The organism is Streptomyces sp. NPDC055506 (assembly GCF_053643595.1).
Genome location: NZ_JBSHKH010000119.1, coordinates 1 through 25,832 on the forward strand (window position 1 = coordinate 1; position 25,832 = coordinate 25,832).

25 protein-coding genes are annotated in these 25,832 nt (G+C 69.8%); 8 read left to right on the forward strand and 17 right to left on the reverse strand.

Features of this window, described 5'->3' with window-relative positions; translation table 11 throughout:
• Positions 1-68: 68 nt before the first annotated feature.
• The 4 genes from ACWIF2_RS32120 to ACWIF2_RS32135 are packed head-to-tail and all read right to left on the reverse strand — an operon-like array spanning position 69 to position 3,699.
• On the reverse strand, positions 69-740 hold the full coding sequence (locus ACWIF2_RS32120; protein ID WP_454364416.1) for a response regulator: 672 nt from the start codon (positions 738-740) through the stop codon (positions 69-71).
• Positions 737-1,981 (reverse strand): sensor histidine kinase, encoded by a 1,245-nt coding sequence (locus ACWIF2_RS32125; RefSeq protein ID WP_454364417.1) that lies wholly within the window; start codon positions 1,979-1,981, stop codon positions 737-739. The genes ACWIF2_RS32120 and ACWIF2_RS32125 overlap by 4 nt, the downstream gene beginning before the upstream one ends.
• A gap of 24 nt (positions 1,982-2,005) precedes the next feature.
• Positions 2,006-2,782 carry an ABC transporter permease gene (locus tag ACWIF2_RS32130; protein WP_454364418.1) on the reverse strand — a complete coding sequence of 259 codons (777 nt, stop codon included), beginning with the start codon at positions 2,780-2,782 and terminating at the stop codon, positions 2,006-2,008.
• Positions 2,779-3,699 (reverse strand): ATP-binding cassette domain-containing protein, encoded by a 921-nt coding sequence (locus tag ACWIF2_RS32135; RefSeq protein WP_454364419.1) that lies wholly within the window; start codon positions 3,697-3,699, stop codon positions 2,779-2,781. Before ACWIF2_RS32135 ends, ACWIF2_RS32130 begins: the two co-directional genes overlap by 4 nt.
• A gap of 94 nt (positions 3,700-3,793) precedes the next feature.
• Between ACWIF2_RS32135 and ACWIF2_RS32140 the strand changes: the two genes are divergently transcribed.
• Entirely contained in the window at positions 3,794-4,336 is a 543-nt protein-coding gene (locus tag ACWIF2_RS32140) for a GNAT family N-acetyltransferase (RefSeq protein WP_454364420.1), read from the forward strand.
• 9 nt (positions 4,337-4,345) lie between these two features.
• Here the strand turns inward: ACWIF2_RS32140 and ACWIF2_RS32145 are convergent, their stop codons facing one another.
• The 8 genes from ACWIF2_RS32145 to ACWIF2_RS32180 form a co-directional block, all read right to left on the reverse strand.
• Positions 4,346-5,995 (reverse strand): type IV secretory system conjugative DNA transfer family protein, encoded by a 1,650-nt coding sequence (locus tag ACWIF2_RS32145; protein ID WP_454364421.1) that lies wholly within the window; start codon positions 5,993-5,995, stop codon positions 4,346-4,348.
• 15 nt (positions 5,996-6,010) lie between these two features.
• Positions 6,011-7,423: an ATP-binding protein gene (locus tag ACWIF2_RS32150; RefSeq protein WP_454364422.1), complete on the reverse strand. Its 1,413-nt coding sequence runs from the start codon at positions 7,421-7,423 to the stop codon at positions 6,011-6,013.
• A gap of 6 nt (positions 7,424-7,429) precedes the next feature.
• On the reverse strand, positions 7,430-8,986 hold the full coding sequence (locus ACWIF2_RS32155) for an SCO6880 family protein (protein ID WP_454364423.1): 1,557 nt from the start codon (positions 8,984-8,986) through the stop codon (positions 7,430-7,432).
• Complete coding sequence (locus ACWIF2_RS32160; RefSeq protein WP_454364424.1) at positions 8,983-10,320, reverse strand: hypothetical protein; 1,338 nt, start codon at positions 10,318-10,320, stop codon at positions 8,983-8,985. The genes ACWIF2_RS32155 and ACWIF2_RS32160 overlap by 4 nt, the downstream gene beginning before the upstream one ends.
• A complete protein-coding gene (locus ACWIF2_RS32165) occupies positions 10,310-11,140 on the reverse strand; it encodes a hypothetical protein (RefSeq protein WP_454364425.1) in 831 nt (276 codons plus the stop codon). The genes ACWIF2_RS32160 and ACWIF2_RS32165 overlap by 11 nt, the downstream gene beginning before the upstream one ends.
• Before the next feature lie 209 nt (positions 11,141-11,349).
• Positions 11,350-11,658 carry a hypothetical protein gene (locus ACWIF2_RS32170; RefSeq protein WP_073499096.1) on the reverse strand — a complete coding sequence of 103 codons (309 nt, stop codon included), beginning with the start codon at positions 11,656-11,658 and terminating at the stop codon, positions 11,350-11,352.
• A gap of 435 nt (positions 11,659-12,093) precedes the next feature.
• Positions 12,094-13,392, reverse strand: a complete 1,299-nt coding sequence (locus ACWIF2_RS32175) for a S53 family peptidase (protein WP_454364426.1) — start codon at positions 13,390-13,392, stop codon at positions 12,094-12,096.
• Positions 13,393-13,619: 227 nt separating this feature from the next.
• On the reverse strand, positions 13,620-14,222 hold the full coding sequence (locus ACWIF2_RS32180) for a TetR/AcrR family transcriptional regulator (protein WP_454364427.1): 603 nt from the start codon (positions 14,220-14,222) through the stop codon (positions 13,620-13,622).
• Positions 14,223-14,294: 72 nt separating this feature from the next.
• On the opposite strand from ACWIF2_RS32180, the gene ACWIF2_RS32185 reads away from it, so the two are divergent.
• The 3 genes from ACWIF2_RS32185 to ACWIF2_RS32195 all read left to right on the forward strand — a co-directional run bounded on the left by ACWIF2_RS32185 (position 14,295) and on the right by ACWIF2_RS32195 (position 17,340).
• A complete protein-coding gene (locus tag ACWIF2_RS32185) occupies positions 14,295-15,218 on the forward strand; it encodes an oxidoreductase (protein WP_454364428.1) in 924 nt (307 codons plus the stop codon).
• Between the two features lie 188 nt (positions 15,219-15,406).
• Positions 15,407-16,414 (forward strand): bifunctional lytic transglycosylase/C40 family peptidase, encoded by a 1,008-nt coding sequence (locus ACWIF2_RS32190; protein ID WP_454364429.1) that lies wholly within the window; start codon positions 15,407-15,409, stop codon positions 16,412-16,414.
• A gap of 221 nt (positions 16,415-16,635) precedes the next feature.
• Positions 16,636-17,340 carry a phosphatase PAP2 family protein gene (locus tag ACWIF2_RS32195; RefSeq protein WP_454364430.1) on the forward strand — a complete coding sequence of 235 codons (705 nt, stop codon included), beginning with the start codon at positions 16,636-16,638 and terminating at the stop codon, positions 17,338-17,340.
• A 147-nt stretch (positions 17,341-17,487) separates the two neighbouring features.
• Here the strand turns inward: ACWIF2_RS32195 and ACWIF2_RS32200 are convergent, their stop codons facing one another.
• Positions 17,488-19,041 carry an FAD-binding oxidoreductase gene (locus ACWIF2_RS32200; RefSeq protein ID WP_454364431.1) on the reverse strand — a complete coding sequence of 518 codons (1,554 nt, stop codon included), beginning with the start codon at positions 19,039-19,041 and terminating at the stop codon, positions 17,488-17,490.
• Between the two features lie 359 nt (positions 19,042-19,400).
• Here ACWIF2_RS32200 and ACWIF2_RS32205 point away from each other — a divergent pair, with 359 nt between their 5' ends.
• Both ACWIF2_RS32205 and ACWIF2_RS32210 read left to right on the forward strand, forming a co-directional pair.
• On the forward strand, positions 19,401-20,255 hold the full coding sequence (locus ACWIF2_RS32205; protein WP_454364432.1) for a hypothetical protein: 855 nt from the start codon (positions 19,401-19,403) through the stop codon (positions 20,253-20,255).
• Between the two features lie 85 nt (positions 20,256-20,340).
• Positions 20,341-20,523: a hypothetical protein gene (locus tag ACWIF2_RS32210; RefSeq protein WP_454364433.1), complete on the forward strand. Its 183-nt coding sequence runs from the start codon at positions 20,341-20,343 to the stop codon at positions 20,521-20,523.
• Positions 20,524-20,528: 5 nt separating this feature from the next.
• Here the strand turns inward: ACWIF2_RS32210 and ACWIF2_RS32215 are convergent, their stop codons facing one another.
• Positions 20,529-20,861: a metal-sensitive transcriptional regulator gene (locus ACWIF2_RS32215; RefSeq protein WP_382494753.1), complete on the reverse strand. Its 333-nt coding sequence runs from the start codon at positions 20,859-20,861 to the stop codon at positions 20,529-20,531.
• A 204-nt stretch (positions 20,862-21,065) separates the two neighbouring features.
• Between ACWIF2_RS32215 and ACWIF2_RS32220 the strand changes: the two genes are divergently transcribed.
• Both ACWIF2_RS32220 and ACWIF2_RS32225 read left to right on the forward strand, forming a co-directional pair.
• A complete protein-coding gene (locus ACWIF2_RS32220; RefSeq protein ID WP_059418711.1) occupies positions 21,066-21,686 on the forward strand; it encodes a DUF47 domain-containing protein in 621 nt (206 codons plus the stop codon).
• Between the two features lie 7 nt (positions 21,687-21,693).
• Positions 21,694-22,692 carry an inorganic phosphate transporter gene (locus ACWIF2_RS32225; protein WP_382494755.1) on the forward strand — a complete coding sequence of 333 codons (999 nt, stop codon included), beginning with the start codon at positions 21,694-21,696 and terminating at the stop codon, positions 22,690-22,692.
• A 138-nt stretch (positions 22,693-22,830) separates the two neighbouring features.
• Here the strand turns inward: ACWIF2_RS32225 and pstB are convergent, their stop codons facing one another.
• Genes pstB through pstC form a run of 3 tightly spaced genes read right to left on the reverse strand, consistent with a single transcriptional unit; the run spans position 22,831 to position 25,712 of the window.
• Positions 22,831-23,607, reverse strand: a complete 777-nt coding sequence (gene pstB, locus ACWIF2_RS32230; RefSeq protein ID WP_454364434.1) for a phosphate ABC transporter ATP-binding protein PstB — start codon at positions 23,605-23,607, stop codon at positions 22,831-22,833.
• A gap of 45 nt (positions 23,608-23,652) precedes the next feature.
• The gene (gene pstA / locus ACWIF2_RS32235; protein ID WP_454364435.1) at positions 23,653-24,714 is read right to left on the reverse strand and encodes a phosphate ABC transporter permease PstA; all 1,062 of its coding nucleotides are present in this window, start codon (positions 24,712-24,714) and stop codon (positions 23,653-23,655) included.
• Positions 24,711-25,712: a phosphate ABC transporter permease subunit PstC gene (gene pstC, locus ACWIF2_RS32240; RefSeq protein WP_454364436.1), complete on the reverse strand. Its 1,002-nt coding sequence runs from the start codon at positions 25,710-25,712 to the stop codon at positions 24,711-24,713. Before pstC ends, pstA begins: the two co-directional genes overlap by 4 nt.
• Positions 25,713-25,832 lie beyond the last annotated feature (120 nt).

The window sequence follows — 25,832 nt, forward strand, 5'->3', positions numbered from 1 at the left end:
AAATATTGAGAAAACCCCCGCATCTTCGGATGCGGGGGTTTTCTGCGTTTCAGGGCTGTTCCGGGCGGTCACGACGGCTCTACCAGCTTTGCGTCGTACGCCAGGATGACCGCCTGAATGCGGTCTCGAGAGCCCGTTTTCGCGAGGATGCGGCCCACGTGGGTCTTCACTGTCGACTCGGCCAGGTGGAGGCGTGTGGCTATCTCCGTGTTCGTCCAGCCTCTGCCGATGACCGTGAGGATTTCCCGTTCCCGGTCGGTGAGGGACGCGAGGCGTGCGTCCTCCTGGGGCAGTTCCTCAGTCGAGGGGTCGGTCGGCAGGTGGTGGACGTAGGCGTCCAGGAGGCGGCGGGTCAGGCTGGGGGCGACGACCGCGTCGCCGGTGGCCACCGCGCGGATGCCGGAGGAGAGTTCCTCGGGCTGGGCGTCCTTGACCAGGAATCCGGAGGCGCCGGCGCGGAGGCCGGCGTAGGCGTATTCGTCCAGGTCGAAGGTGGTGACGATCAGGATGCGGGTGCGGTCGCCGGCGGCGGCGATGCGGCGGGTCGCCTCGATGCCGTCCAGGCCGGGCATGCGGATGTCCATGAGGACGACGTCGGGGTGGAGCTCCGCCGTCATGCGGACCGCTTCGCTGCCGTTCGCGGCCTCGCCGACGACCGTCATGTCGTCCTGACTCTCCAGGAGCATGCGGGAGCCGAAGCGCTGGAGGGGCTGGTCGTCGGCTATGAGGACCGTGGTCACTGCGGGGTTTCCTCCGGGAGATGGAGACGGACGCGCCAGCCCTGGTCCGGGTGGGGGCGAGGGCCGGCCTCAAGTGTGCCGTCGTAGAGGGCCGTTCGCTCGCGCATTCCGGGTAGTCCTCGACCGGCTCGGGGAGGGGCGTCCGTCGTGCGGCCGGTGCCCGTGTCCGTGATCTGTACGGTGACGGCGGATTTCTCCTCGTAGCGCAGCTCTATCTCCGCGGTGGCGCCGGGGCCGGCGTGTTTGAGGGTGTTGGTGAGGGCTTCCTGGATGACGCGGTAGACGGTGAGCTGGCGTCCCGGGGGGAGTGTGGGGATGCCGTGGGTGGTGGTGCGGACGGGGAGGCCTGCGGAGCGTACGCCGTCGATGAGCTGGTCGAGGTCGGTGAGGCCGGGTTGGGGTGTGAGTTCGGCTTGGTTCTTCTCCTCCTCCCGTAGGACGTCGAGGAGGCGGCGGAGTTCGGTGAGGGCCTGGCGGCTGGTGGTGGCGATGGCGTCCAGGGCCTGGGCGGCACGCTCGGGGGACTTGGCGGCGGCGTATCTGCCACCGTCGGCGAGGCCCGTGATGACGGAGAGGTTGTGGCCGATGATGTCGTGCATCTCGCGGGCGATGCGGGCGCGTTCGGCGGCGGTGGCGAGCTGGGCCTGCTGGTCGCGCTCGGTCTCCAGACGGCGGGCGCGGTCCTCAAGGGCCTCGGTGTAGTTGCGGCGGGTGCGGACCGTGATGCCGATGAGGACGGCCACGGTGATGGACATCAGCTGTGAGCCGATCTGCTGGTCCCAGCTGCCCTCGCCGTAACGGGCGATCGAGACGAGGACCGGGGTCATCACCAGGGCCGTGGCCCACCACAGGTCGCGCAGGGCGCGGCGCAGGGCGATGTGGTAGATCACGGCCAGCTGGAGCAGGGCTGCTTGGAGCGCGGCGCCGGTCCATGCGTTGACCAGGGCGAAGGGCGCCATCGTGGCCAGGACGGTGCCGGGGTGGGTGCGGCGCCGGAGCAGGGGGGCGGAGAGGCCGAGGCTTAGGGTGAACAGGAGCCAGGAGGGGACGTCCAGGTTGTGCGCGTTGTGGCGCCAGCCACCGCCGCTGTAGTCGATCAGGGCCGCTGTCACCCAGAAGCCGGTGAAGTGCAGGTCCCACAGCAGTGGGTGGCGTTGGTCGAAGGCGCGCACCTTGCGGGTGATGCGGTGGGCGTAGTCGGTGAGGGGCTCCGGTGCCCTGTCTTCCGTCACGGGGTCCATCGTGATGGCTCTCGGTACCGCGTGTCAGACGTCTCGGCGGCGTAGGACCGTCGCGGCAAGCGCCAGAGTCGCCGTCGTCCACAGGAGCATGGCCAGCAGGGCCGTGCTCGGGGAGATCGCGCCGGGCATGGGCTGGGCGGTGGTGAGGACTTCCAGGGCCTTGCCGGGGAAGTGGCGGACGGCGTCGTCGACGAACTCGTAGGGGAGCATGGCCAGGATCTCCGGGAGGATCATGACGAGGCCGATGAAGGCGCCGATGGCCGTCGGGACCGAGCGGAGCAGGGCGCCGATGCCGAGGGCGAGGACGGCGAGCAGGGTGAGACCGGCCGCGTTGCCGACGAGGGCGCGCAGGACGCCCGGGTCGCCGAGGGCGGCGGACTGGTCGGTGCCGGAGAGGAAGGACTGGGCGAGGGGGAAGGTGAGGAGGTTCGTCGCCAGGGTGAGGGGGAAGGCGATCGCGGCCAGTACGGCTGCCTTGGACCAGAGCACGGGCAGGCGGCGGGGTACTGCGGTCATCGTGGCGCGGATCTGGCCCGTGGAGTACTCGCCGGCGGTGGCCAGGATGCCCAGGACGCCGAGGTTGATCTGGGCGAACTGGGTCCCGAGGAGGACGAAGAGGACCGTGTCCATCTCGCCCGCGCCGTCGTCGTAGGCGGCGCCCAGGCCCGCGCCCATGGCGGCGGTGAGGGCGCTGGTCACGGCGAGGGTGATCCAGGTGGAGCGCAGGGTCCAGAGCTTGTGCCACTCGGAGCGCAGGACGCGGGCCGGGGTCACGCGGTAGGTGAGGGCCGTCGTGGTCATGCTGCCGCTCCTTCCAAAGTCGCCGTGTACTCGACCGCGTCGCGGGTGAGGTCCATGAAGGCCTCTTCCAGGGAAGCGGTGCTCGGGGTCAGTTCGTAGAGGGGGATGCCGTGGGCGGCTGCCGTGCGGCCGATGTGTTCGGCGTCTGTGCCGCGGATCTGGAGGGTGCCGGGGGTGTCGGTGGTGATGTCGATGCCGGGGGCGGTGAGGAGGTCCACGAGGGGGCCGGCCTCAGGGGTGACGACCTTGGTGGTGCCCGCGCCGGAGTCGCGTACGAAGTCGGTGACCGTGGTGTCGGCCAGGAGGCGGCCGCGGCCGATGATGACCAGGTGCTCGGCGGTGAGGGCCATCTCGCTCATCAGGTGGGAGGAGACGAAGACCGTACGACCCTCGGCGGCGAGGGACTTGAGGAGGGTGCGGATCCACAGGACGCCCTCGGGGTCGAGGCCGTTGACCGGTTCGTCGAGGACGACGGTGGCCGGGTCGCCCAGGAGGGCGGCGGCGATGCCGAGGCGTTGGCCCATGCCGAGGGAGAAGCCCTTGACGCGGCGGTGGGCGACGTCCGTGAGGCCGGTGAGGGCGAGGACCTGGTCGACGCGTGCGCGGGGGATGCCGTGGGTGTGGGCGAGGGCGCGCAGGTGGTGGTAGGCGGTGCGGCCGGGGTGGACCGAGCGGGCCTCCAGCAGGGCGCCGACCTCGGTCAGGGGCGCGGGATGGGCGGCGTAGGAGCGTCCGCTCACGGTCGCGTGGCCGCGGGTGGGGGCGTCGAGGCCGAGGATCATCCGCATGGTCGTGGACTTGCCGGCGCCGTTCGGTCCGAGGAAGCCGGTGACGGTGCCGGGGCGGACGGTGAAGGAGAGGTCCGTGACGACCGTCCGGTCTCCGTAGCGTTTGGTCAGTTCGTGTGCGGTCAGCATGCTTCGATGCTGGTGGGTGCGGGGGCGGCGGGCGTCGGACCGGCGGGGGGAATCGGGGTGAGGGGTGTCGTACCCGGGTACTACCGTTGCCCGCATGAGCTATGTGATCCGGTCCGTCCGTGCTGATGAGTGGCCCGCGGCGAAGGAGCTGCGGCTCGCGGCGCTGCGGGACCCGGTGGCGCACCTCGCCTTTCTGGAGACGTACGAGGAGGCCGTGGCCAAGCCGGACTCCTTCTGGCAGGAGCGGACGGCGAGCGCCGCCGAAGGGGCGGACAGGGCGCAGCAGATCATCGCCGAGGGGCCGGACGGGCAGTGGGTGGGGACGCTGACCGTGCTCGTGGAGGAGCCCGGGACGACGGACTGGGCAGGCTTCGAGGTGGAGCGGAAGCAGGGGCATGTCGTCGCGGTGTTCGTACGGCCGGAGGAGCGCGGGAGCGGGCTGACCGAGGTGCTGTTCGACGCGGCCCTGGAGTGGTCGTGGGCGCAGGGTCTCGAGCGGGTGCGGCTCATCGTGCACGAGGAGAACGGGCGGGCGCAGCGGTTCTATCGCCGGGCCGGGTTCCTGCCGAGTGGGGTGACCGTGCCGCTGGGGGACGCGGGGGAGCGGGAGCTGGAGTTCGTGCTAGAGCGGGAGTGACCGGGCGGCCTAGACAGGGAGTTCGTCGTGCGGCCAGCGGGCGCGGCCCTGTTCGCGGGACCGGAGCAGGGCCAGGGTCGGCATGCCCCGGTCCGCTCCGGTGGCCAGGAGCTCCGGCAGTTGGGGAAGCGGAGCCACGGCCGCGACGTCGTCCAGGACGAGCGTCATTGGTGGGTCGAGGCGACCGGAGGATGACCGTTCGGCCATGTGCCGGCCGCGCTCGACCACGCTGGAGACGAGGGCCGTCAGGAGGGGCATCGCGCCCGGATTCGTCCTGGGGTCCTCGATGGATTCCCCCACCACATAAAGCGTGCCCCCTTCGTGGACGAAGGAATCCAAGGCGAGGGCATCACTTCGGTTGGGAGTGCAGGCCTCGCGGATGTTGACCGTGGAGAGGGCCGTGAGGGCTCGGGTGGTCAACTGCTGGGCCATGTCCCGGCGTTCGGGGTGGGCGGTGAGGGCGCCTTCGAGTTCGCCCGCGGCGCCGGAGGCGGCCTTGGGGTTGGTACGGAGGATGCGTACGGCGTCCTGGATCTGGGTGCCCTGGGACCAGCGGTGGACGTGGCGGATGGTGCGGCCGTCGATGGCCGCGGCGTGCAGGTAGCTCCGCAGGAGGGTCTCGGCTGTGTCGCTGAGTGCTTGGTCCAGTTTGGCGGTGGGGCGGACGGGGGTGAGGAGGGCGGCGGCTCGTCGGGTTGCCGTCGCCTTGTCCTCGCAGCCGGCCGTGGGGGACCAGTGGAGGCGGGACGGGGTGTCGCAGAGGTGGGTGGGGTCGTAGAGGTGGGTGGGGCCCAGTTTGGCTCTGGCGTCCTTGGTGTCCTGCCAGAGGGCGGGGTTCGAGGTGACGACCAGGGCTGGGCCCTCCGCGTCGCGTACGGCCTGGGTGGCGGTGGTTCGGCGGGATTCCCTTGGGGCTACGAGGATTCTTTCCCACCCGCCCACCCGTTCCTGGGCGAACAGGGATGCCGGGGTCGCGGGCGCCGTTGCCGGAGGTGGGGTGGTGGTGGCCGTCGGGTGGGGGGAGCCGGCCGGGTCGGCTGTGGGGTCCAGGGGGCTTGTGGGGTCGGTGGGCGAGCGGCGGGGGGTTGGGACCTCGTGCTGCGTCGAAGTGGATCCGTGGTCATGCGCCGCCGCAGGGACCTCGTGCCGCACTGCCGGGGATGCGTGCTCGTGCCCCGCTGTTGGGACCTCGTGCCGCGTCGCCTGGGACGCGTGCTCGTGCGCCGATGCCCGGGCCTCGTGCTCTGTCGGTGTCGGCCGTTCCTCCGCCGCCAGGATCCGCTCCTCCCGGCGCCTCGCCCGGACCGCCCTCCACCGGGCCAGCGTGCCCATCACGAAGACCGTCAGGACGACCAGGATCATCAGCTGGCCGATGAACAGGCCCCAGAAGAGGCCGTAGCCGGAGAGCTCGCCGGGGGGTGTGTCCGGCCAGGCGCCGGGGATGTCGTGGGGCTGGGCGACGAGGCCGCGCATGGCGAGGGGGGTGCGGGTGAAGGTGACGCCGGACGGCCAGGAGCCGTGCGCGAACAGCGCGGCGAGGCCGGTCGCCGTCCACACCAGCAGGGTTGTGCCGAGAAGGAACGCGAGTATGCCGATCAGCAGGCCGTCGGGGATGCCTCCCTGGCTGTCCCGCTGGGTGCGGCGGTCGTCCGGTCTCACGCGTTCTCCCCCTGCCTACGCCACCGTCGATTCGGAGTCGCCCAGGTGGTGTTCCACGAAGGCCGCTGCCCGTTCCTCCGCCTCCAGTTCGGCGGCGCGCAGGGCGTCGTCGTCCGCGAGGTCGGCGGAGGACTCGGTCATCGCGCGGTCGGTGAAGACCAGCGGGCGTTCGGTCTCCGTGACCAGGTGTTTGACGACCTGGACATTGCCGTTGACGTCCCAGACGGCGATGCCTGGGGTGAGGGTCGGGATGATCTCGACCGCCCAGCGGGGGAGGCCCAGCACTCTGCCCGTCGCCCGCGCCTCGTCCGCTTTCTGGGCGTAGATCGTCCTGGTCGACGCCATCTTCAGGATGGCCGCCGCCTCTCTCGCCGCCGCACCGTCGACGACGTCCGAGAGGTGGTGGACAACGGCGACGAAGGACAGGCCGAGGCGTCGGCCGAACTTCAGCAGGCGCTGGAAGAGCTGCGCCACGAAGGGGCTGTTGATGATGTGCCAGGCCTCCTCGACCAGGAAGATGCGCTTCTTCCGGTCGGGGCGGATCCAGGTGTGCTCCAGCCACACGCCGACGATCGCCATGAGGATGGGCATGGCGATGGAGTTGCGGTCGATGTGGGACAGGTCGAAGACGATGAGGGGCGCGTCGAGGTCGATGCCGACCGTCGTCGGGCCGTCGAACATGCCGCGCAGGTCGCCGTCGACCAGGCGGTCCAGGACCAGGGCGACGTCCAGGCCCCAGGCCCGCACGTCGTCTATGGCGACGTTCATCGCCTCCGCGGACTCCGGCTCGGGGTGGCGGAGCTGCTCGACGATGTCGGTGAGGACCGGCTGGCGTTCGACGATGGTCTCGTTGACGTAGGCATGCGCGACCTTCAGGGCGAAGCCGGAGCGTTCGTCCAGGCCATGGCCCATCGCGACCTCGATGATCGTCCGGAGCAGCGCGAGCTGGCCCGTCGTCGTGATCGCCGGGTCGAGAGGGTTGAGGCGGATGCCCATGTCCAGGGCGGCCATGGGGTCCAGGCGGATGGGGGTTATCCCCAGCTCCTCGGCGATGAGGTTCCATTCGCCGACGCCGTCCTCGCCCTGGGCGTCCAGGACGACGACCTGGCGGTCGCGGAAGCGCAGCTGGCGCAGGACGTACGTCTTCTCCAGCGCCGACTTGCCGTTGCCGGACTCGCCGAGGACCAGCCAGTGGGGGGCGGGGAGCTGCTGCCCGTACAGCTGGAAGGGGTCGTAGATGTAGCCCTTTCCGGAGTACACCTCGCGACCGATGATGACGCCGGAGTCGCCGAGGCCGGGGGCGGCGGTCGGCAGGTAGACCGCCTGGGCCTGGCCCGTGGACGTGCGCACCGGGAGCCTGGTCGTCTCGACCTTCCCGAAGAGGAAGGACGTGAAGGCGTCGGTGAGGACGGACAGCGGGTCCCGCATCAGGTCCTACCTCCGAATGCCGGTGGCGAAGGGAAGGGTGTTCACGAACGCGCGGTGGTGCTCGCGGTCGCACCACTCCAGCTTGAGGTACGACTTGCCCGCCGAGGCCCTTATCGTCCGCTTGTCGCGGGCGAGGGCGTCGGGGGTGCGGGAGGAGACGGTGATGTAGCCGACGAGGTTGACGCCGGCCGCGCCGCTGGCGAGGTCCTCTCCCCGCTGGTCGAGCCGGGAGTTCGCGGCCACGTCGCGGGGGTCGACGGTGCGGTTCATCTTGGCGGCGCGGGACGCCTCCGCCTCGTCGTTGGTCTTCTCGGTGAGCATGCGCTCGATGGCGATCTCGGTGGGTTCGAGGTCCATCGTGACGGCGACCGTGCGGATGACGTCTGGGGTGTGGACGAGGAGCGGGGCGAGGAAGTTGACACCGACTGGGGTCATCGGCCACTCCTTCACCCAGGCGGTGGCGTGGCACCAGGGGGCGCGGGTGCTGGACTCCCGGGTCTTGGCCTGGAGATACGTGGGCTCCATGGCGTCCAGCTCGGCCGGCCAGGCATTGCGCTTGGACATCGCCTGGATGTGGTCGATCGGGTGGTCCGGGTCGTACATGGAGTGGATCAGCGAGGACAGCCGTCCCTGACCGAGCGGCTGCCGTACGCGGATGTCGGCCTCCTGAAGGCGCGAGCAGATGTCGGTCAGCTCGCGGGCCATGACGACGGCGAGTCCGGCGTCCCGGTCGACCTTGCCGCCGTGGCTGCGGGCAGCGCGGGCCATGGCGTTGGCCTCGGCGGCGAGCTCACGCGTGTAGTGCATGCAGGCGACGAGGTAGGCGCGGTGCTGCTCACTGCTGGTCGACACCATCGACTGGAGCTGGTCGTAGGACTGCTGCAGCCATGGGGGCGCCTTGTCGTCGCCGCGGATGGAGACGTCCTTGGCGTGTGCGTCCGGGTCGGCGGGGAGGGTGCGGGCGAGCATCTGGAGGCGGGTGACGAAGCCGTCGCCGTTGGCCACGTGCTTGAGCAGGGTGCCGAAGCGGTCGACTAGGGCCTCCTGGTCCTCGGAGTCGCGCAGGCCGACGCCGGGGCCCTCGATCTCGATGGCGGCGGTGACGGTCTTGCGGTCGGCGTGCAGCAGTACGGCGATCTCGTCGGGCCCGAAGGGGGCGGCCAGCCAGGTGACGCGGCCGATGCCCGGGGGCGGCCCGACCTCGACCTCACGGCCGTCCAGCCGGGTGCCGGCCTCGACGGCGGTCGAGCGGTAGGTGGTGCCCTGCTTGAGGGTCCGCTTGTAGCTGCGGTTGATCTCGAACCACTTGTAGAACGTGCGGTGCTTGAACGGCACGTACACCGCGGCCAGCGCCAGCATCGGGAACCCGGCCAGCAGCACGATGCGCAGGGACAGCACGGGGACGAGGAGTCCGCACATCATGCCGAGGAACGCGCCCACGACGATCAGGGCGATCTCGCCGGTCTCGCGGTTGCGGCCGATGATCGCGTTCGGCCGGGCGCGGCCGATCAGATATGTACGGCGGGGCGTGACCGGATGGGACACGTGGGACTCGGTCGTCAACGCCCTTCACCTCCCGTGCGGTTGCTGCTGCTGTTGCGAGTGTTGCTGGCGTGGGGAGTGTTGACGGGGCTGCTCGAACGGGGTGCGGGTGCGGCGGAGGGGACGGATCCGCCGCCGCCGTTCGAGGGGCGTGAGCTGTGTGCGGCGACTCCGCCGGAGGCGGGGTTGCTCGGGCGGGCGGCGGAGGACTGGCCGCCTGAGCCGCCCTTGTTGTCCGCGCGGGAGCTGTGGGTCTTGATGCCCTGCGCGACCAGGGTCGCCGGGGAGCTGATGACCGCGGCGGCCTTGCCCTCGGCGCCCTGCATGAGGCGGTTGTTGCGGGAGCCGGCGAGCTCGTCGCCGAAGCCGGGGACGAAGCGGTAGATCATCGCGCTGGCGAAGATGGCGAGCAGGATGATGGCGAGGCCGGAGACGACGGCGGAGAAGGCGTCCGGGCCGTCGTCGGCGGAGAGCGCGCCGGCGAGGCCGAGCACGATGACGATGACGGGCTTGATCAGGATCACCGCGATCATGATGCCTGCCCAGCGGCGGACGTGGCCCCAGAGGTTCTTGTCGACGAGGCCGGCGTAGACGACGGTGCCGAGGAGGGCGCCGACGTAGAGGAGTGCCGCCCTGATGACGAGCTCCAGCCAGAGGACGCCGGCGGCGAGGATGCTGACCAGGGAGACGACGATCAGCATGATGGGGCCGCCGCCGATGTCCTCGCCCTTCTTGAGGGCCTCGGAGAACGTGCCGAAGAAGGCGTCGGTCTGGTCGCCGGTGGCTTTCGCGAGGACCTCGGTGATGCCGTCCGTGGCGGATACGACGGTGTAGAGGATCAGGGGGGTGAAGGCGGAGGCGAGGACGGTGAGCCAGAGGAAGCCGATGGCTTCGCCGATGGCGGTGGCGAGGGGCACGCCGCGGACGGCTCGCTTGGCCACGGCGAGGAGCCACAGCAGGAGCGTGAGGATCGTCGAGGCGGCGAAGACGACGGCGTACTGCTGGAGGAACTTGGGGTTGGTGAAGTCGACGTTGGCCGTCTCCTTCACGGCGTCGCTGAGCTTGTCGACGGTCCAGGAGGCGGCTTCGGCGCAGCCCTTGGCGAGGGAGGAGAGGGGGTCGAGGGTGGAGGTGGGGTCGAGGCGGGAGGTGCCGCCGCCGCCTCCTCCGCCGCTGCCGGTGTCGCCTTCGCAGATCTCCCTTGCCCTGCCGGAGAGCAGGGAGCAGTTGTCGTCGCTGGGCGTGGGCGAAGGCGTGGGCGCCGCGACCGCTCTACCGGCGAGCAGGACCACGGCGGTCTGTACGGCTGTGAGGGTGGCGGCGAGCTTGACTGCGCGGCGTGGGCTACCGGGCATACGTGAACCCTCCGAACTCCTCGACGGCCTTCGAGATGTCGTCCGACGTCGACACCTTGTTGTCGCCGTTGACCGGCGCGGGGCCTTCCTTCTGGGAGAAGCTGTCGACCTTCCAGTCGCCGTCGGTCCAGCGCAACTGCAGGGTCATGGTGAACCAGTCGTTGGTGACCGGGTTCTGCGAGCTCTCCCCTGTCATCCCGAACACGCCCGTGCACCAGACCTCGACGGTGGCGGCGCTGCCCGAGTATTCGGTGCTTTTGGTGCCGACCGGCATGGTGCGGGAGACGTACGTGCTGCCCTGAGGTGCCTCGCCGTTCTCGTCCAGGCCGACCTTGTCGAGGAACGCCTTGTCGTACACCTGGTCGAGATTCTTCTCCAGTTCGGAGACTCGGCCGGCGTCGAACACCTGGCGGACGATCTCGGTGCGCCGCGCGGGCTTGAGGATGTCGGCCGAGACCAGCACCACGGCGTAGTTGGCCGCCGCGCTCTCCGCACCCTCCTGGTTCTGTGCGAAGCCCGACGGGATACCGCCCGACTTGGACTGGACGGGGCGTTGGCCCGATGGCGCCGTAGCCGCTGTCTCCGGTTTGTTGCCGGATGCGTCGGTCTTGTCGGGATCCCCGTCTCCGCGGTTCGCGAAGGCGATGGCCGCGAGGAGGAGGACTACTACGCCGACCACCGTGACCAGGCTGCGGGACGAGGAGCGGGGGCCGCGGCGGGGGGTGCCGTAGGCGTCGGGGCCGGTGTCGGGGAGGCGGGTGCGGGTCTGGCCCGTGCCGCCGTAGCCGCCGGAGGCCTCGTGCTCGTCACCGAGACTCATGCCGCGTACGCCCCCTCGACGTCGTGCGGAAACACTTGGTACCGGTCGTACTTCTCATACTGCTCGTACGACGGTAGCCGTGCTGGTTCCCGCGCGGGCGCGGTGTGGTGACTCGACATCAGGGAAACGCAACCTCAGCCGGTGGGCACGACGGGCGGGTGGGATGGAGAGGGAGCCGGGCGTGCCCGGCCGGGCGGACGGTGCCCGGGCTACACGGCCATGCCGTACACGATGGTGAACAGCGTGCCGAGGGAGCCGATGATGAAGACTCCTGTGAGGCCGGCGATGATGAGGCCCTTGCCCTGTTCGGCGCTGAAGGTGTCCCGGAGGGCCGTCGCGCCGATGCGTTGCTTCGCAGCGCCCCAGATGGCGATGCCGAGGCAGAGCAGGATGGCGATCGCCATCACGACCTCGATCATCACCTTGGCCTCGTTGCCCAGGCTGCCGAAGGGGCCCCAGTCCGGAGCGATCCCGCCGATGATCGTGTTGATGTCTCCCTTGTCGGCCGCAAAGAGCATGTAAGTCACCGCCCCTGTTGGGTAGTTCCGCACCCTCTGCGGTCGTGCAGAGGTCAGGCCTCATTCTCGCCGACAATGACGCTGTCGGATGTCGACTTGGCGTCATTGATTGGCGGGTTTCGTACGAATACCTTGCCACCGTTCCGCGCCGGGCCCTAGGGGAGGCGACGGGCGGTGTGCGAAGGATCGTATGGTCACTCTGTGTATCACGGCAGGTCACGACGGGCAATGAGGCCTGAGTGAAACCTGTCGTGAGGTTCCGTCGTTGTGCCTTTTTACGCCCTGTGTCACCTTTACGGACCGTTTTTGACGGTCGGTCGGGTGAAAGGTCGCGCCCGTGTTCTCCGGGTGAAGGCTACCTAACGCGGGGAACGGGCCGCGGCTGGGATGCCGTGGCCCGTTCCCCGGTGACGTTCTGTCACGGGAGGGGAGGGGTCAGCCGGTGAAGGCGCCGAGTCCCTCGGGAGTGCCCCAGCCGGTCGGGCCGTCGTAGCCCGTCCGGGCGGTGCAGAAGTAGCTCGTGGCGCAGCTGCCGTTGGAGCCGCCGGTGACGTCGTTCAGGGCGGAGGTGTTCGCGTAGGGGAACTCGGCCGGGTAGGAGCCGCTGGACGGTGTACCGGCCAGGGCGTAGACGCTCGCGATGATCGGGGCGGAGGCGCTGGTGCCGCCGTAGGTGGCCCAGCCCTGGCCGTCGGCGCCGTAGGTGTCGTAGACGGAGACACCGGTCGCCGGGTCGGCGACGGCCGAGACGTCGGCGATCATGCGCTTGGCGCAGCCGGTGTCGGTCTGCCAGGCGGGCTTGGCGTCATAGGCGGAGCAGCCGGAGCCGGTGCCTTCGGTGCTGCTGGTCTTCCAGACGCTCTCGGTCCAGCCGCGGGTGGTGGAGGAGGTGGTGAGCTTGGTGCCGCCGACGGCCGTCACGTACCTGGAGGCCGCCGGGTACTCGGCGCCGTAGCCCGCGTCGCCCGCGCTGACGGTGATGGCGACGCCCGGGTGGTCGAAGTACGAGGAGTCGTACGTCGCGTCGGAGGAGGACTCGCCGCCGCCGTAGCTGTTGGAGACGTACTTGGCGCCCAGACCGACGGCCTCGTTGACGGCGGTGCCCAGGTTGGTCATGGAGGCGGACTTGGCCTCGACGAGCGTGATGTGGCAGTTCGGGCAGATGGCGCTCGCCATGTCGAGGTCGAGGGAGATCTCACCGGCCCAGCCGCTGTCGGCCGTGGGGAGGGAGGTCGTGGAGCCGGTCTGGCTCACCTTCTTGAAGCAGCCGTTCGCGGTGGTGCAGGCGGGCAGGCCGTAGTGCGAGCGGTAGGTGGCGAGGTCCGACTCGGCGTTGGGGTCGTCGTAGGCGTCGACGATGGCGATGGTGCGGCCGGAGCCGTTGCTCGCGGCTGCGGAGGTCAGGCCGTAGGCGTCCTGGAGGTCGGAGGGGCCGTAGCCGGAGGGGGAGGAGGCCTCGGCGGCCTTGGCCGAGATGCCGTGCTGCTGCTGGAAGGCGGTGCGGCCGCCCGTGACGCGCAGGGCGTCGCAGGCCATCTCGTTCTTGTGCTGGGGGAGGGCGCAGGACCGCGTCCAGGTGACCTTGGAGGAGTTCTCCTGGGCTTGGGCCTGGGCCTGGGCGGCGGTAGTGGTGGCGAGGCCGGTGAGCAGGAGGGCGGCGGTGGCGGTGACGGCGAAGCCGGTGCGGAGCCGTCTGCGGCGGGTGTCGGGGGTGTTGGGCGAAGTCGTGCGCAAGGTACAGCCTCCTGGCAGTGGTGGACAGAGGCCTGCGGGTGGGGGATCCACCGGTGCGGTTCCCGGCGGGGGCGGCGACCCGCGACGACGATCGCTTGTTGACTACGTGACAACAAGACGGCTTTCGGAATTCTGACTTCCGCATTGCTGAAGGGGAGGCCGGGCTTACCGGTCGATGGCGGCTCGATGGCCGGGGGATGGTCGCGGCTTGACCAAGGGGCCCGGGATCAGCGGGGCTTGAGGCCGTGCAGGAGGAGGTGGACGAGTTCCTCGATGCCGTCCAGGGCTGCCTCGGGGGCGAGCATGCCGCCCGCCGCGAAGGAGGCGATGCCCTGGAGCGTGGCGCCGGTCAGCAGGGTGAGGTGCTGTGGATCGCCCGCGATGATCTCGCCGCGCTCCTGGGCGTCGGCGATGACCCGCTCCAGGGAGCCCACCGTCCGGTCGACGGCCGCGGCCATCTGCTCCGAGGCGTCCGGCTCGTGCTTGCGGGCGTACATGAGCTCCAGCAGCTCGGCGTTGTCGATCGCGAAGGCGAGATAGGCCCGGGCGAGGGCGGTGAGCCGCCGCTCCAGCGGGAGTGCGGCGTCGTCGGCTCCGGCCAGGGCCTGGCCCAGCCTGTCGTATCCGGCCAGCGCCAGGGCGTTGAGCAGGGCCTGCTTGTCCTTGAAGTGGCGGCCGGGCGCGGCATGGCTGACGCCGGCCTCGCGGGCCAGTTCGCGCAGCGAGAGCGCGCCGGCCCCCTTCTCCCGCAGGGTGCGCTCGGCGCCGGCGAGCAGGGTGGAGCGCAGGTCTCCGTGGTGGTAGGGGCGGCTCTCGGGCATGGGCACCATCGTATCCCGATGTTGATACCGCCATCATTGTTGTCGTTGACAGCATTGTTGTCGGCGTCTACATTCGAGGGTATGGCTGAGCAGAAGACCAAGAGCAACGAGACATGGAACGCGCGCCGCCTGCCCGACCTCACCGGCCGGACCGTCGTCGTCACCGGCGCCAACAGCGGCATCGGTCTCACCGCGACCGACGCGCTGGCCCGGGCGGGGGCGCACGTCGTCCTCGCCGTACGGGACCCGGAGCGCGGGCGGGCAGCGGCGGCGAGGGTGCACGGCAGCACCGAGGTGCGGCGCCTGGACCTGGCGGACCTCTCCTCCGTGCGGGAGTTCGCCGAGGCCTGGCGGGAGCCGCTGCACACGCTGATCAACAACGCCGGCGTGATGATGCTCCCCAGGCAGCACACCAAGGACGGCTTCGAGATGCAGTTCGGCACGAACCATCTCGGTCACTTCGCCCTGACCAACCTGCTGCTCCCGCACATCACCGACCGCGTCGTCACGGTCTCCTCGGGCGCCCACCGCTGGGGCGGCGCGCGGATCGGCTTCGACGACCTGGACCTGACGACGGGCTACACCCCGCAGCGCGCCTACGCCCAGTCCAAGCTGGCGAACCTCCTGTTCACCCTGGAACTCCAGCGCCGGCTCGCGGAGTCGGGCTCCACCGTCCGCGCCCTGGCCGCCCACCCCGGCTACTCGGCCACCAACCTCCAGAGCCACGCGGCCAGCCCGGCGGCGCGCGCCTTCATGCGCCTCGGCAACAGGTTCCTCGCGCAGGACGACCGGGCGGGCGCCCTCCCCACCCTCTACGCCGCCACCCAGGACCTGCCCGGCGCGAGTTACGTGGGCCCCGACGGCCTGGGCGAGATGCGCGGCGCCCCGACCCTGGTGGGCCGCTCCCGGGCGGCCAGCGACCCGCTGACGGCCCGTCGGCTGTGGCGGGTGTCGGAGGAGCTGACGGGCGCGGTTTTCCCGCTGACCGTGGGCGAACCGGCGTAAGAGGGGCGAGCGACCCGCTCCTGTGACGACCCCGTGCACCGGTTCCCCCCGGGCGTGCTTCCGCCGTGCCGCACGTGCCGTGGCCGGTTCTTCTTTCCGCCCCCGACTCTCCTCTTCGTGATCATTCCTGAGTACGGCAGCCCCCTCTACACTGACCAGGCGACGGACTCGCGTGCGGTGAGGGGCGGTTGACGGTGCGTAAGGCATGGATCGTGGCGGGTGTTGCGATCAGCTCCGCCCTGGCCTTCGTGATGCTGCTCGTCGTCGGGGTCTACATCGTCGCCGGGAACCTGGCCAACGGCGTGGGCGGTGGGGCGAAGGCCCTGGCCAAGGGGGCGGTGCCCGCCGCGTACTCGGGCCTGGTGCAGAAGTGGGGCAACCTCTGCCCCGCCATCAGCCCGGCCCTGCTCGCCGCCCAGCTCTACCAGGAGAGCGGGTTCAATCCGAGGGCGCAGAGCCACGCCGCCGCGCAGGGGATAGCGCAGTTCATCCCCGGCACCTGGGCCTCGCACGGCATCGACGGGGACAAGGACGGGGACCGCGATGTGTGGGACCCCAAGGACGCGATTCCCTCCGCCGCCTCGTACGACTGCGAACTCGCCTCGTACGTGAAGAAGGTCGGCGGCAATCTGACTGAAAACATGCTGGCCGCGTACAACGCCGGGGCGTACGCGGTGATCAAGTACGGGGGCGTTCCGCCGTACAGCGAGACCCGGAACTACGTGAAGAGGATCACGACGCTCTCGGAGAGCTTCGCGGCGCCCGTCGGGCGGGTCGACCCCTCCGAGCAGGCCGCCGGCGCGATCGAGTACGCGCAGAAGAAGCTGGGCACGCCCTATCTGTGGGGCGGCACCGGTACCGCTGAGCAGGGCGGACGCTTCGACTGCTCGGGACTGACCCAGGCGGCCTACGAGACCGTGGGCATCAAGCTCCCGCGCGTCGCCAACGACCAGTACAACGCGGGACCGCACCCGAGCCGGGACGAACTGCTCCCCGGCGACCTCGTGTTCTTCTCGGACGACCCCACCAATTCACGGGCCATCCGGCATGTCGGTATTTATGTCGGAGGCGGGTACATGATCGACGCGCCGCGTACGGGTGCTGTGATCCGGTTCGACCCCATCGACACCCCCGATTACTTCGGAGCCACGCGAGTCACCGAAGATGGCGCGAAAGCACTGCCCACAACGGTGTGAGCCGAGCGTGAACCCACCCCCTGAGCTGCGAAGACGTATCTCTCTTCGATAACGTCTGCGTGATCATTCGGTGGAGTGTGGAACGTATCAACGGGGACCGTGCGTTCCTGATGACGTAGCCGAGCGGACGTCAGTGCGGAAGCGGATCTACAACCACGGGGGTGGCAGGAGCGGCGTACGCACAGGTGCGCCGGGAGAGACGACGAAGGGGCCGCAGCACCATGGCTGGACTCGCCGAATCCGGGTCGAACCCTGACGTCGACCTGCTGTACGACATCAATGGCCTGGCCAAGGACGCGCCAGGGTGGTTCGACCGGGTCATGGAGTTCGTGGGCGAGTACGGGCTGCTGCTCGCCATCGTCCTGCTCGTGGTCTGGTGCTGGTGGACCGTGCGGCGCCGGGGGGACGAGGACGCGGCGTCCTCCGTCGCGGCGCTGATCTGGGCGCCGTTGGCGGCGGGGATCGCCGTGCTGGTGAACGTCCCGATACGCGGGTTCGTGGAGCGGCCGCGGCCGTTCCTCGACCATCAGGGGCTCGAGGTGCTGGTCAGTGGCAAGACCGACTACTCGTTCGTGAGCGACCACGCGACGCTCGTCATGGCGCTGGCGGTGGGGTTGTTCGTCGCCGACCGGAAGTTCGGGCTTGTCGCGTTGGTGCTGGCGGTGTTCGGCGGGTTCATCCGTGTCTACATGGGTGTGCACTATCCGACGGATGTCGTGGGTGGGTTCGCGCTGGGTACGGCTGTGGCGTTGCTGTTGTCGCCGGTCGCTATGGCGTTGTTGACGCCGGTGACTCGGGCGGTTGAGCGGTCGGCTCGGGTGGGGTGGCTGGTGCGGGCTCGTGGGCGTGGGGGCGTTGACGGGGAGGGTGCGGTGATTCCCGGGGCGCGGCGGGAGTCGGCTTCTGAGCGGGACCTTGCTGCGTAGTGACCCGCGTCGCTGCTGAGGGCGGGTGGGTGCGCAGCCCGGCGTGGCGGGGTGCCTCCCCCACTCTCGGCTTCGCTCGAGCGGGGGGACCCCCACCGCCCACCCGTGCCGCCCTTAGCGGCACGATTGCCCGCAGCTAAGCGGCACCTAGAGTGCTTGCGGGTATGTGAAGAAGCGGGTCGGGTCGTGCTCGTTCTTCAGTTTCTTCAGGCGGCTTGCCGCGTCTCCGTAGTACGCCTTGCGCCAGTTCGTCAGGGTCGGGTCCGTGTAGTTCTGGTAGGCCGCGCCCGAGGCGTGGGGGCGCATGGACTTGTGGGCCGAGGCCAGCCAGTCGCGGGCCGTGGCGCCCGTCGTGCCCGGGCGCCAGGCGGCGATGTACTGGGCCAGCATGCGCGAGCGGCGGTGGACGAAGGCCGTGGACGTCGGGGAGACGCGGTTGACCGCTCCGCCGAGGGCCGTGAGCGCGATGCTGCCCGTGCCGCCGCGTACCGAGCCGATCTGGGCCAGCAGCGTGCGGATGCCGGCCGCGGAGAGGGAGCGGTCGAAGAAGTCCGAGGCCGCGGCGTAGGTCTCGCGGCCCAGCGCGCCCTTCGGGGAGCGGCCCGGGGTCGAGCCGGGCAGATGGCACTGGGCGTCCGTCGGGAACGAGGAGCAGCCGGCGTACACCTCCATCGACTCCTCGTAGGAGCGCCGCTTCAGGGAGACGCTGCTCGCCGGGGCGCCGACGCGGTCGGCGAGGCGGTCGACCGCGTTCTTGAGCTCGCCGTAGGTGCCGAGGGAGAACGCCGCGACGGAGACGGTCGGCCTGCCGCCGGGGGCGCTCGCGAGGTGGAGGGACGACCAGATCTCGTCCGGCTGCGACGGACCCCACTCCTGCCAGGCCTTCACCACCGCCGCGGCCTTTGACGAGGGCCACGACAGATACGCCGAGACGCCCTGCGGTGCCGGGTGGGTCTTGAAGTGCAGTTCCGTCACGACGCCGAAGTTGCCGTTGCCGGCCCCGCGCAGGGCCCAGAAGAGGTCCTTGTTCTCGCGGGCGTTGGCGGTGAGCTGCTTGCCGTCCGCGGTGATCAGGGTGGCCTGGGTGAGGCTGTCGCAGGTCAGGCCGTACGCGCGGGAGACCACGCCGTGTCCGCCGCCAAGGGTCAGGCCCGAGACGCCGACGGTGGGGCAGGAGCCGGCGGGGATCGTGACGCCCTTCGCGGTGAGGGCGCGGTAGACGTCGATGAGCTTGGCGCCGGCGCCGACCACCGCGGTACTGCCCGAGGAACGGACGCGGTTGAGCTTCGAGACGTCGATGATCAGGCGGCCGTCGCCCGAGGACCAGCCGGCGTAGGAGTGGCCGCCGTTGCGGATCGCCACGCGCAAGGAGTGGGCGCGGGCGTAGGACAGGGCCGTGCGGATGTCGTCCGGGTGGTCCACATACGCGACCGCGGCGGGCTTGAGGGTGTCGAAGCGCGTGTTGTAGAGCTGCCGGGCCGTGGTCCAGGCGGCGTCGCCCGGGCGGACGAGGGGGCCGTCGAGGTCGCGGGCGAGGGCGGACCAGTTGGCGGCGGTGACCTTCGACTTCGTGGTGGCCGCGGTCCTGGCGGTGGCTCTGGCCCCGGCGCCCGTGTCCGACTTGGTGCAGGCGGTGGTGAAGGGTGTCGCGGCCGCGGCTATGCCTGCCGTGCCGGCTGCGAGGAATGTACGCCGTTCCATGGGGCCTCCCGGTGGTTCCGTCGTGGGAGACGGGGCCGTGGGGGTGGGGGTTCCATGGTGTCCGGCCTTGTCAGCCCGCCGCGTGCTTCTCCGCGTCCGTGCGCGCCTGGCTTCTCGCTCTTCTGGCTGGGCCGCGCCATCCGCAGGTGCAGTGGGCCATACAGAAGCGGCCCTTCTCCGTTGTCGTCGTGAGGTGTTCCGGCCCGTCCCGCTGCGCCACGGGGACCACGTTACCCACCGCAGGTAAAGGGCTCGCACGGTCACAGCCGCGTGCTCGCGTGACGGGGGGCACATACCCGTCGTTATCCGGAGCAACGAGGGGGCCCGTGACGGACGTACCGGCTGGGGGTAGGCAGGCGATGACTGGGCGGCAGCGGGAACGGTGGCACAGGCGGACGGGTGCGGCGGTCGTCGCGGCCGGGATCGTGGCCGGGGCGGGGCTGGGGGCCGGCGGGTGTTCGGGCGGTGACGCGGCCGCCGGTGACTCCCGCGGCGGGGACGCGGTCGCCGTGCTGCACCGGGCCGCCGACCGGCTGGTGACGGCGGGGAGTTCGAAGGCCCGTACGTCGATGGAGATGGCGTCCGGCGGCACCCGGGTGACCATCCGGGGCGCCGGGGTCTACGACTACCGGAAGCGGATGGGGCGGCTGAAGGTGCTGCTCCCGCAGGATCCCGCGGGGGCCATGGAGCACCGGCCCATCACCGAACTGCTCGCGCCCGGGGCGTTGTTCATGAAGAACCGGGGCGCCGGTGTGCCGCCGGACAAGTGGGTGCGGGTGGACACGCGGACCCTGTCCGACGGGAACCTCGTCACGGGCGGGGTCACCGATCCGTTCGCGGCGGCCGAGGTGCTGCGCGGCACGCGGACGGCGACATACGTGGGCAGGACCGAGGTCGCGGGCACCGGGGTGCGGCACTACCGGGGGACGGCCGATCTCGGTGTCGCCGCGAAGCGGGCCTCCGGCGCCAACGAAGAAGCCCTGGCCGCGGCGGCGAAAGGGTTCGCCACGGCCGAGGTGCCGTTCGACGCCTACCTCGACGACGAGGGCCGCATCCGCAAGGTCCGGCACCGGTTCAGCTTCGTGGGCGGCGGGCAGCAGAAGAGCCCCGTCGCCGTCGCCTCGACCACGCTGCTCTACGCTTTCGGGGCTTCGGTGCGCGTACGGTTGCCGGACGACGACGACATCTACGCGGGCAAGATCGCCGAGAACTGACCGGCGTGAACTAGCCCGTCCGTGCCATGCGCGGTGTGTAGGCCGCTCCCTACTCTAGGAAGTCGGTAACGGCAGAGACGAGGTGATGCACGTGGCTCCGGTCGGCGGTACGGCAGTTCAGGACTACGTGGCCCTCGCCGAGATCGAGCTGTGCGGGGAGCTGATCATCGCGGCCTCGGCCGCGCACGAGGAGCGGCTCAGCCTGCAGAGCATCGACGAGGTGCTGAAAGTGGCCGAGGAGCGGGACGCCTCGGCCGCCCGGAGGTAACCGGCTCACGTCCGCAGCATGCGGGCGATCGCCTGGGTCGCCTCCTTGACCTTCGCGTCGATCTCGTCGCCGCCCTTGAGGGCAGCGTCCGCGACGCAGTGGCGCAGGTGCTCCTCCAGCAGCTGCAGGGCGAAGGACTGCAGGGCCTTGGTGGAGGCGGAGACCTGCGTGAGTATGTCGATGCAGTAGACGTCCTCGTCGACCATGCGCTGCAGGCCGCGGATCTGGCCCTCGATGCGGCGCAGGCGCTTGAGGTGTTCGTCCTTCTGCTTGTGGTACCCGTGAACGCCGGTGTCGGTGACATTTCCGACATCGGTGGCGTCGGTCACGTCCGTCATCGGGTCCTCCTGGTGGGCAGTGAGCCGACATATACCCCTGGTGGGTATATGGTACCGAACTTTGCTGGGTATACGGCCCCTCGGACCGCCCCCGTGCTCACCACTGTGCCCGATGGGCGACACTGGGGGGCGGCCCGATAGCCGTGGCCGGATGATGCGCCTAGCATCGGCCTGACCGAAACCGAAGCACCCCGAGGACCCCACGTGCGCTTTCGTCTGACCCCCAGGGAGACGAGCTTCTACGACATGTTCGCCGCTTCCGCGGACAACATCGTCACGGGCTCGAAGCTCCTGATGGAACTGCTCGGGGCGGACGCATCCGCCCGGGCCGAGATCGCAGAGCGTATGCGGGCAGCGGAACACGCAGGTGACGACGCCACGCACGCGATCTTCCACCAGCTGAACTCCTCGTTCATCACGCCGTTCGACCGCGAGGACATCTACTCCCTCGCCTCGTCCCTCGACGACATCATGGACTTCATGGAGGAGGCCGTCGACCTGGTCGTCCTCTACAACGTCGAGGAACTGCCCAAGGGCGTCGACCAGCAGATCGAGGTACTGGCGCGCGCTGCCGAACTGACGGCCGAAGCGATGCCGCATCTGCGCACGATGGAGAACCTCACCGAGTACTGGATCGAGGTCAACCGCCTGGAGAACCAGGCCGACCAGATCCACCGCAAGCTGCTCGCGCACCTCTTCAACGGCAAGTACGACGCCATGGAGGTCCTCAAGCTCAAGCAGATCGTGGACGTCCTGGAAGAGGCGGCGGACGCGTTCGAGCACGTGGCGAACACGGTGGAGACCATCGCCGTCAAGGAGTCCTGAGCCCTACATGGACACCTTCGCTCTGGTCGTGACCATCGCGGTCGCGCTCTTCTTCACGTACACCAACGGCTTCCACGACTCGGCGAACGCGATCGCCACGTCCGTGTCGACGCGGGCTCTGACGCCACGGGCCGCGCTGGCCATGGCCGCGGTGATGAACCTCGCCGGCGCGTTCATGGGCTCGGGGGTCGCCAAGACCGTCAGCGAGGGGCTGATCCAGACGCCCGTCGGGTCGAAGGGGATGGGGATCCTCTTCGCCGCGCTGGTGGGCGCCATCGTCTGGAACCTCATCACCTGGTACTTCGGGCTGCCCTCGTCCTCCTCGCACGCGCTGTTCGGCGGCATGGTGGGAGCGGCGCTGGCCGGCGGCACGACGGTCTACTGGAGCGGGGTGCTGGAGAAGGTCGTCATCCCGATGTTCATCTCTCCCGTGGTCGGTCTGCTGGCCGGTTACCTGGTGATGACCGCGATCATGTGGATCTTCCGCAAGGCCAATCCCCACAAGGCCAAGAGGGGTTTCCGCATAGCCCAGACCGTCTCGGCCGCCGGTATGGCGCTGGGGCACGGTCTGCAGGACGCGCAGAAGACGATGGGCATCGTGGTGATGGCGCTCGTCATCGCGGATGTCGAGGACTACGGCGATCCGATTCCGGTGTGGGTGAAGATCGCCTGTGCGGTGATGCTGTCGCTGGGCACGTACGCCGGTGGCTGGCGGATCATGCGGACGCTGGGGCGGAAGATCATCGAGCTGGACCCGCCGCAGGGGTTCGCGGCGGAGACCACGGGCGCGTCGATCATGTTCACCACGGCGTTCCTGTTCAAGGCGCCGATCTCCACGACGCATGTGATCACTTCCGCGATCATGGGCGTGGGCGCGACGAAGCGCGTGAACGCCGTGCGGTGGGGCGTCGCCAAGAACATCATTCTCGGCTGGTTCATCACGATGCCGGCGGCCGCGCTGGTCGCCGCGGCGTCGTTCGGGATCGTGAACCTGGCGTTTCTGTAGAAACGTGAACCCGGCGTTCCAGTAGACAGCTGAGCGAGTACGCGAAAGGCCCGCCCCTGGGAGTAGGGGCGGGCCCTTTTCGGCCTCGCGGTGGCACCGCCATGCAGCACCGCGAGGAGTCTCGGCGGCGGAGCCGGATCAGCCGAAGCGGCCGGAGATGTAGTCCTCGGTGGCCTGGACCGACGGGTTGGAGAAGATGCGCTCCGTCTCGTCGATCTCGATGAGCTTGCCGGGCTGGCCGACGGCCGCGAGGTTGAAGAACGCCGTGCGGTCGGAGACGCGCGCCGCCTGCTGCATGTTGTGCGTCACGATGACGATCGTGAAGCGCTCCTTGAGCTCGCCGATCAGGTCCTCGATGGCGAGGGTGGAGATCGGGTCGAGCGCCGAGCAGGGCTCGTCCATGAGGAGCACGTTCGGCTCGACCGCGATCGCCCGCGCGATGCACAGCCGCTGCTGCTGACCGCCGGAGAGGCCCGAGCCGGGCTTGTTCAGGCGGTCCTTGACCTCGTTCCAGAGGTTCGCGCCCTTGAGGGAGCGCTCGACGATGTCGGCGAGCTCGTTCTTCCGGTAGCTGCCGTTCAGCCGCAGGCCCGCCGCCACGTTGTCGAAGATCGACATCGTGGGGAACGGGTTCGGCCGCTGGAACACCATGCCGACCTCACGGCGCACGGACACCGGGTCGATGCCCGTGCCGTAGAGGTCCTCGTCGTCCAGGAGCACCTTGCCCTCGACCCGGCCGCCGGACGTCACCTCGTGCATGCGGTTCAGCGTGCGCAGGAACGTCGACTTGCCGCAGCCGGAGGGGCCGATGAACGCCGTCACCGAGCGCGGCTCGACGGTCATCGAGATGTCCTCGATCGCCTTGTGGGAGCCGTAGTAGGCGGTCAGTCCGCTTACGTCGATTCGCTTGGCCATGATTACTTCACTTCCAGACAGTCAGATCAGTCGCTGTGGCCGCAGTCAGCGACCGGTCTTCGGGGCCTTCCAGCGGGCGATTCCGCGGGCCACCAGGTTCAGGATCATCACGAAGGCGATCAGGGTGAGCGACGCCGCCCAGGCACGGTCGTACGCCGCACCGGAGCCCGCGCTGTTGGCCCACTGCTGGTAGATGTACAGCGGCAGTGAGGCCTGCGCACCCTCGAACGGGTTCGGGTTGATCAAGGGGTTGCCCCACACCAGCAGCAGGACCGGGGCGGTCTCGCCGGCGATGCGGGCGATCGACAGCATGATGCCCGTGGTGATGCCGCCGATAGAGGTCGGCAGGACCACCTTCAGGATGGTGCGCCACTTCGGGACGCCGAGCGCCAGGGAGGCCTCGCGCAGCTCGTTCGGGACGAGCTTGAGCATCTCCTCCGTGGAGCGGACGACGACCGGCATCATCAGGATGGCCAGGGCCAGCGAGCCGGCGAAGCCGAAGGGCTGCATCTCGAAGATCAGCATGAGGCTGAGGATGAACAGACCCGCGACGATCGACGGGATGCCGGTCATGACGTCGACGAAGAACGTGATGGCCTTGGAGAGCTTGCCCTGGCCGTACTCCACGAGGTAGATCGCGGTGAGCACGCCGATCGGCGCGGCGATCAGTGTGGCGAGACCGACCTGCTCCAGGGTGCCGAGGATGGCGTGGTAGATGCCGCCGCCGGGCTCGGTGTCGGCGACGATGCCCATGGAGTGCGTCAGGAAGTAGACGTCGAGGACCTTCACACCGCGCGTGATCGTCGACCACACCAGCGAGGCCAGCGGGATGACGGCGAGCAGGAAGGCGACCCAGACGAGGGAGGTCGCGATGCGGTCCTTGGCCTGTCGCTTGCCCTCGACGGCCGTGGCGATGGCGTACGTGCCGACGACGTAGAGGATCGCGGCGATCAGGCCCCACTGGACGCGGCTGTCCAGGCCGGCGCCGAGGCCGATGCCGATCGCGACGGCGACGGAGCCGGCGGCGATGGCGTAGGGGGACCACTTGGGCAGGCGGGCGCCGCGCAGGGTGCTGGGGCCCTTCGGGGTGATGGATGCGGTGCTCATGCGTTGGCCCCCGAGTACTCCTTGCGGCGGGCGATGATCGCGCGGGCCGCGCCGTTGACCACCAGGGTGATGACGAACAGGACCAGACCGGAGGCGATCAGCGCGTCCTGGCCGAAGACACTGGCCTCACCGAACTTGCTGGCGATGTTCTGCGCGAACGTGCCGCCGCCCGGGTTGAGCAGGCTGGCCTGGATGTCGAAGGTCGGGGAGAGCACGGTGGCGACGGCCATCGTCTCGCCGAGGGCGCGGCCGAGGCCGAGCATCGAGGCGGAGATGACGCCGGAGCGGCCGAAGGGAATGACCGCCATGCGGATCACTTCCCAGCGGGTGGCGCCGAGCGCCAGGGCCGCTTCCTCATGCATCTGCGGGACCTGGCGGAAGACCTCGCGGCTCACGTTGGTGATGATCGGCAGGATCATGATCGCGAGCAGGATGCCGACGGTCAGCATCGAGCGGGCGGGGCCGCCCTCCCAGGAGAAGAGGCCGGTCCAGCCGAGGTAGTTGTTCAGCCAGCCGAAGAGGCCGTTCATGTTCGGCACGAGGATCAGGGCGCCCCACAGGCCGTAGACGATGGACGGCACGGCGGCGAGCAGGTCGATCACGTAGGCGATCGGGCCGCTCAGCTTGCGCGGGGCGTAGTGCGTGAGGAACAGCGCGATGGCGACGGCGATCGGGACCGCGATGACCATGGCGATGATCGAGGAGACCACCGTGCCGAAGGCCAGGACGGCGATGCCGAAGACCGGCGGGGTGGCGTTGGTGTCCCACTGGAAGGTGGTGAGGAAGTTGCCCTCATCCTTGCTGATCGCGAGGGAGGCGCGGTAGGTGAGGAAGGCCGCGATCGCGGCCATGATCACCAGCAGCAGGATGCCGGAGCCGCGGGACAGACCGAGGAAGATCCGGTCTCCGGGCCGGGTGACCCCGCGCGCGGCGCGCTTGTCGGCGGTGGGCTGTGGTGCGGGGGGAGGTGCGTCGGTTATCTGCGTTGATGTGTCCATCAGGTTCTCCGGTCTGCGGAGCCGTGCGCGCTGTGCGGCGGCTCTGCGGAGCCGTACGGGACGTACGGCCACTGGCGGCGGTGCACCGGACGGTGCGGCCCGCTGTCTCTTATACACATC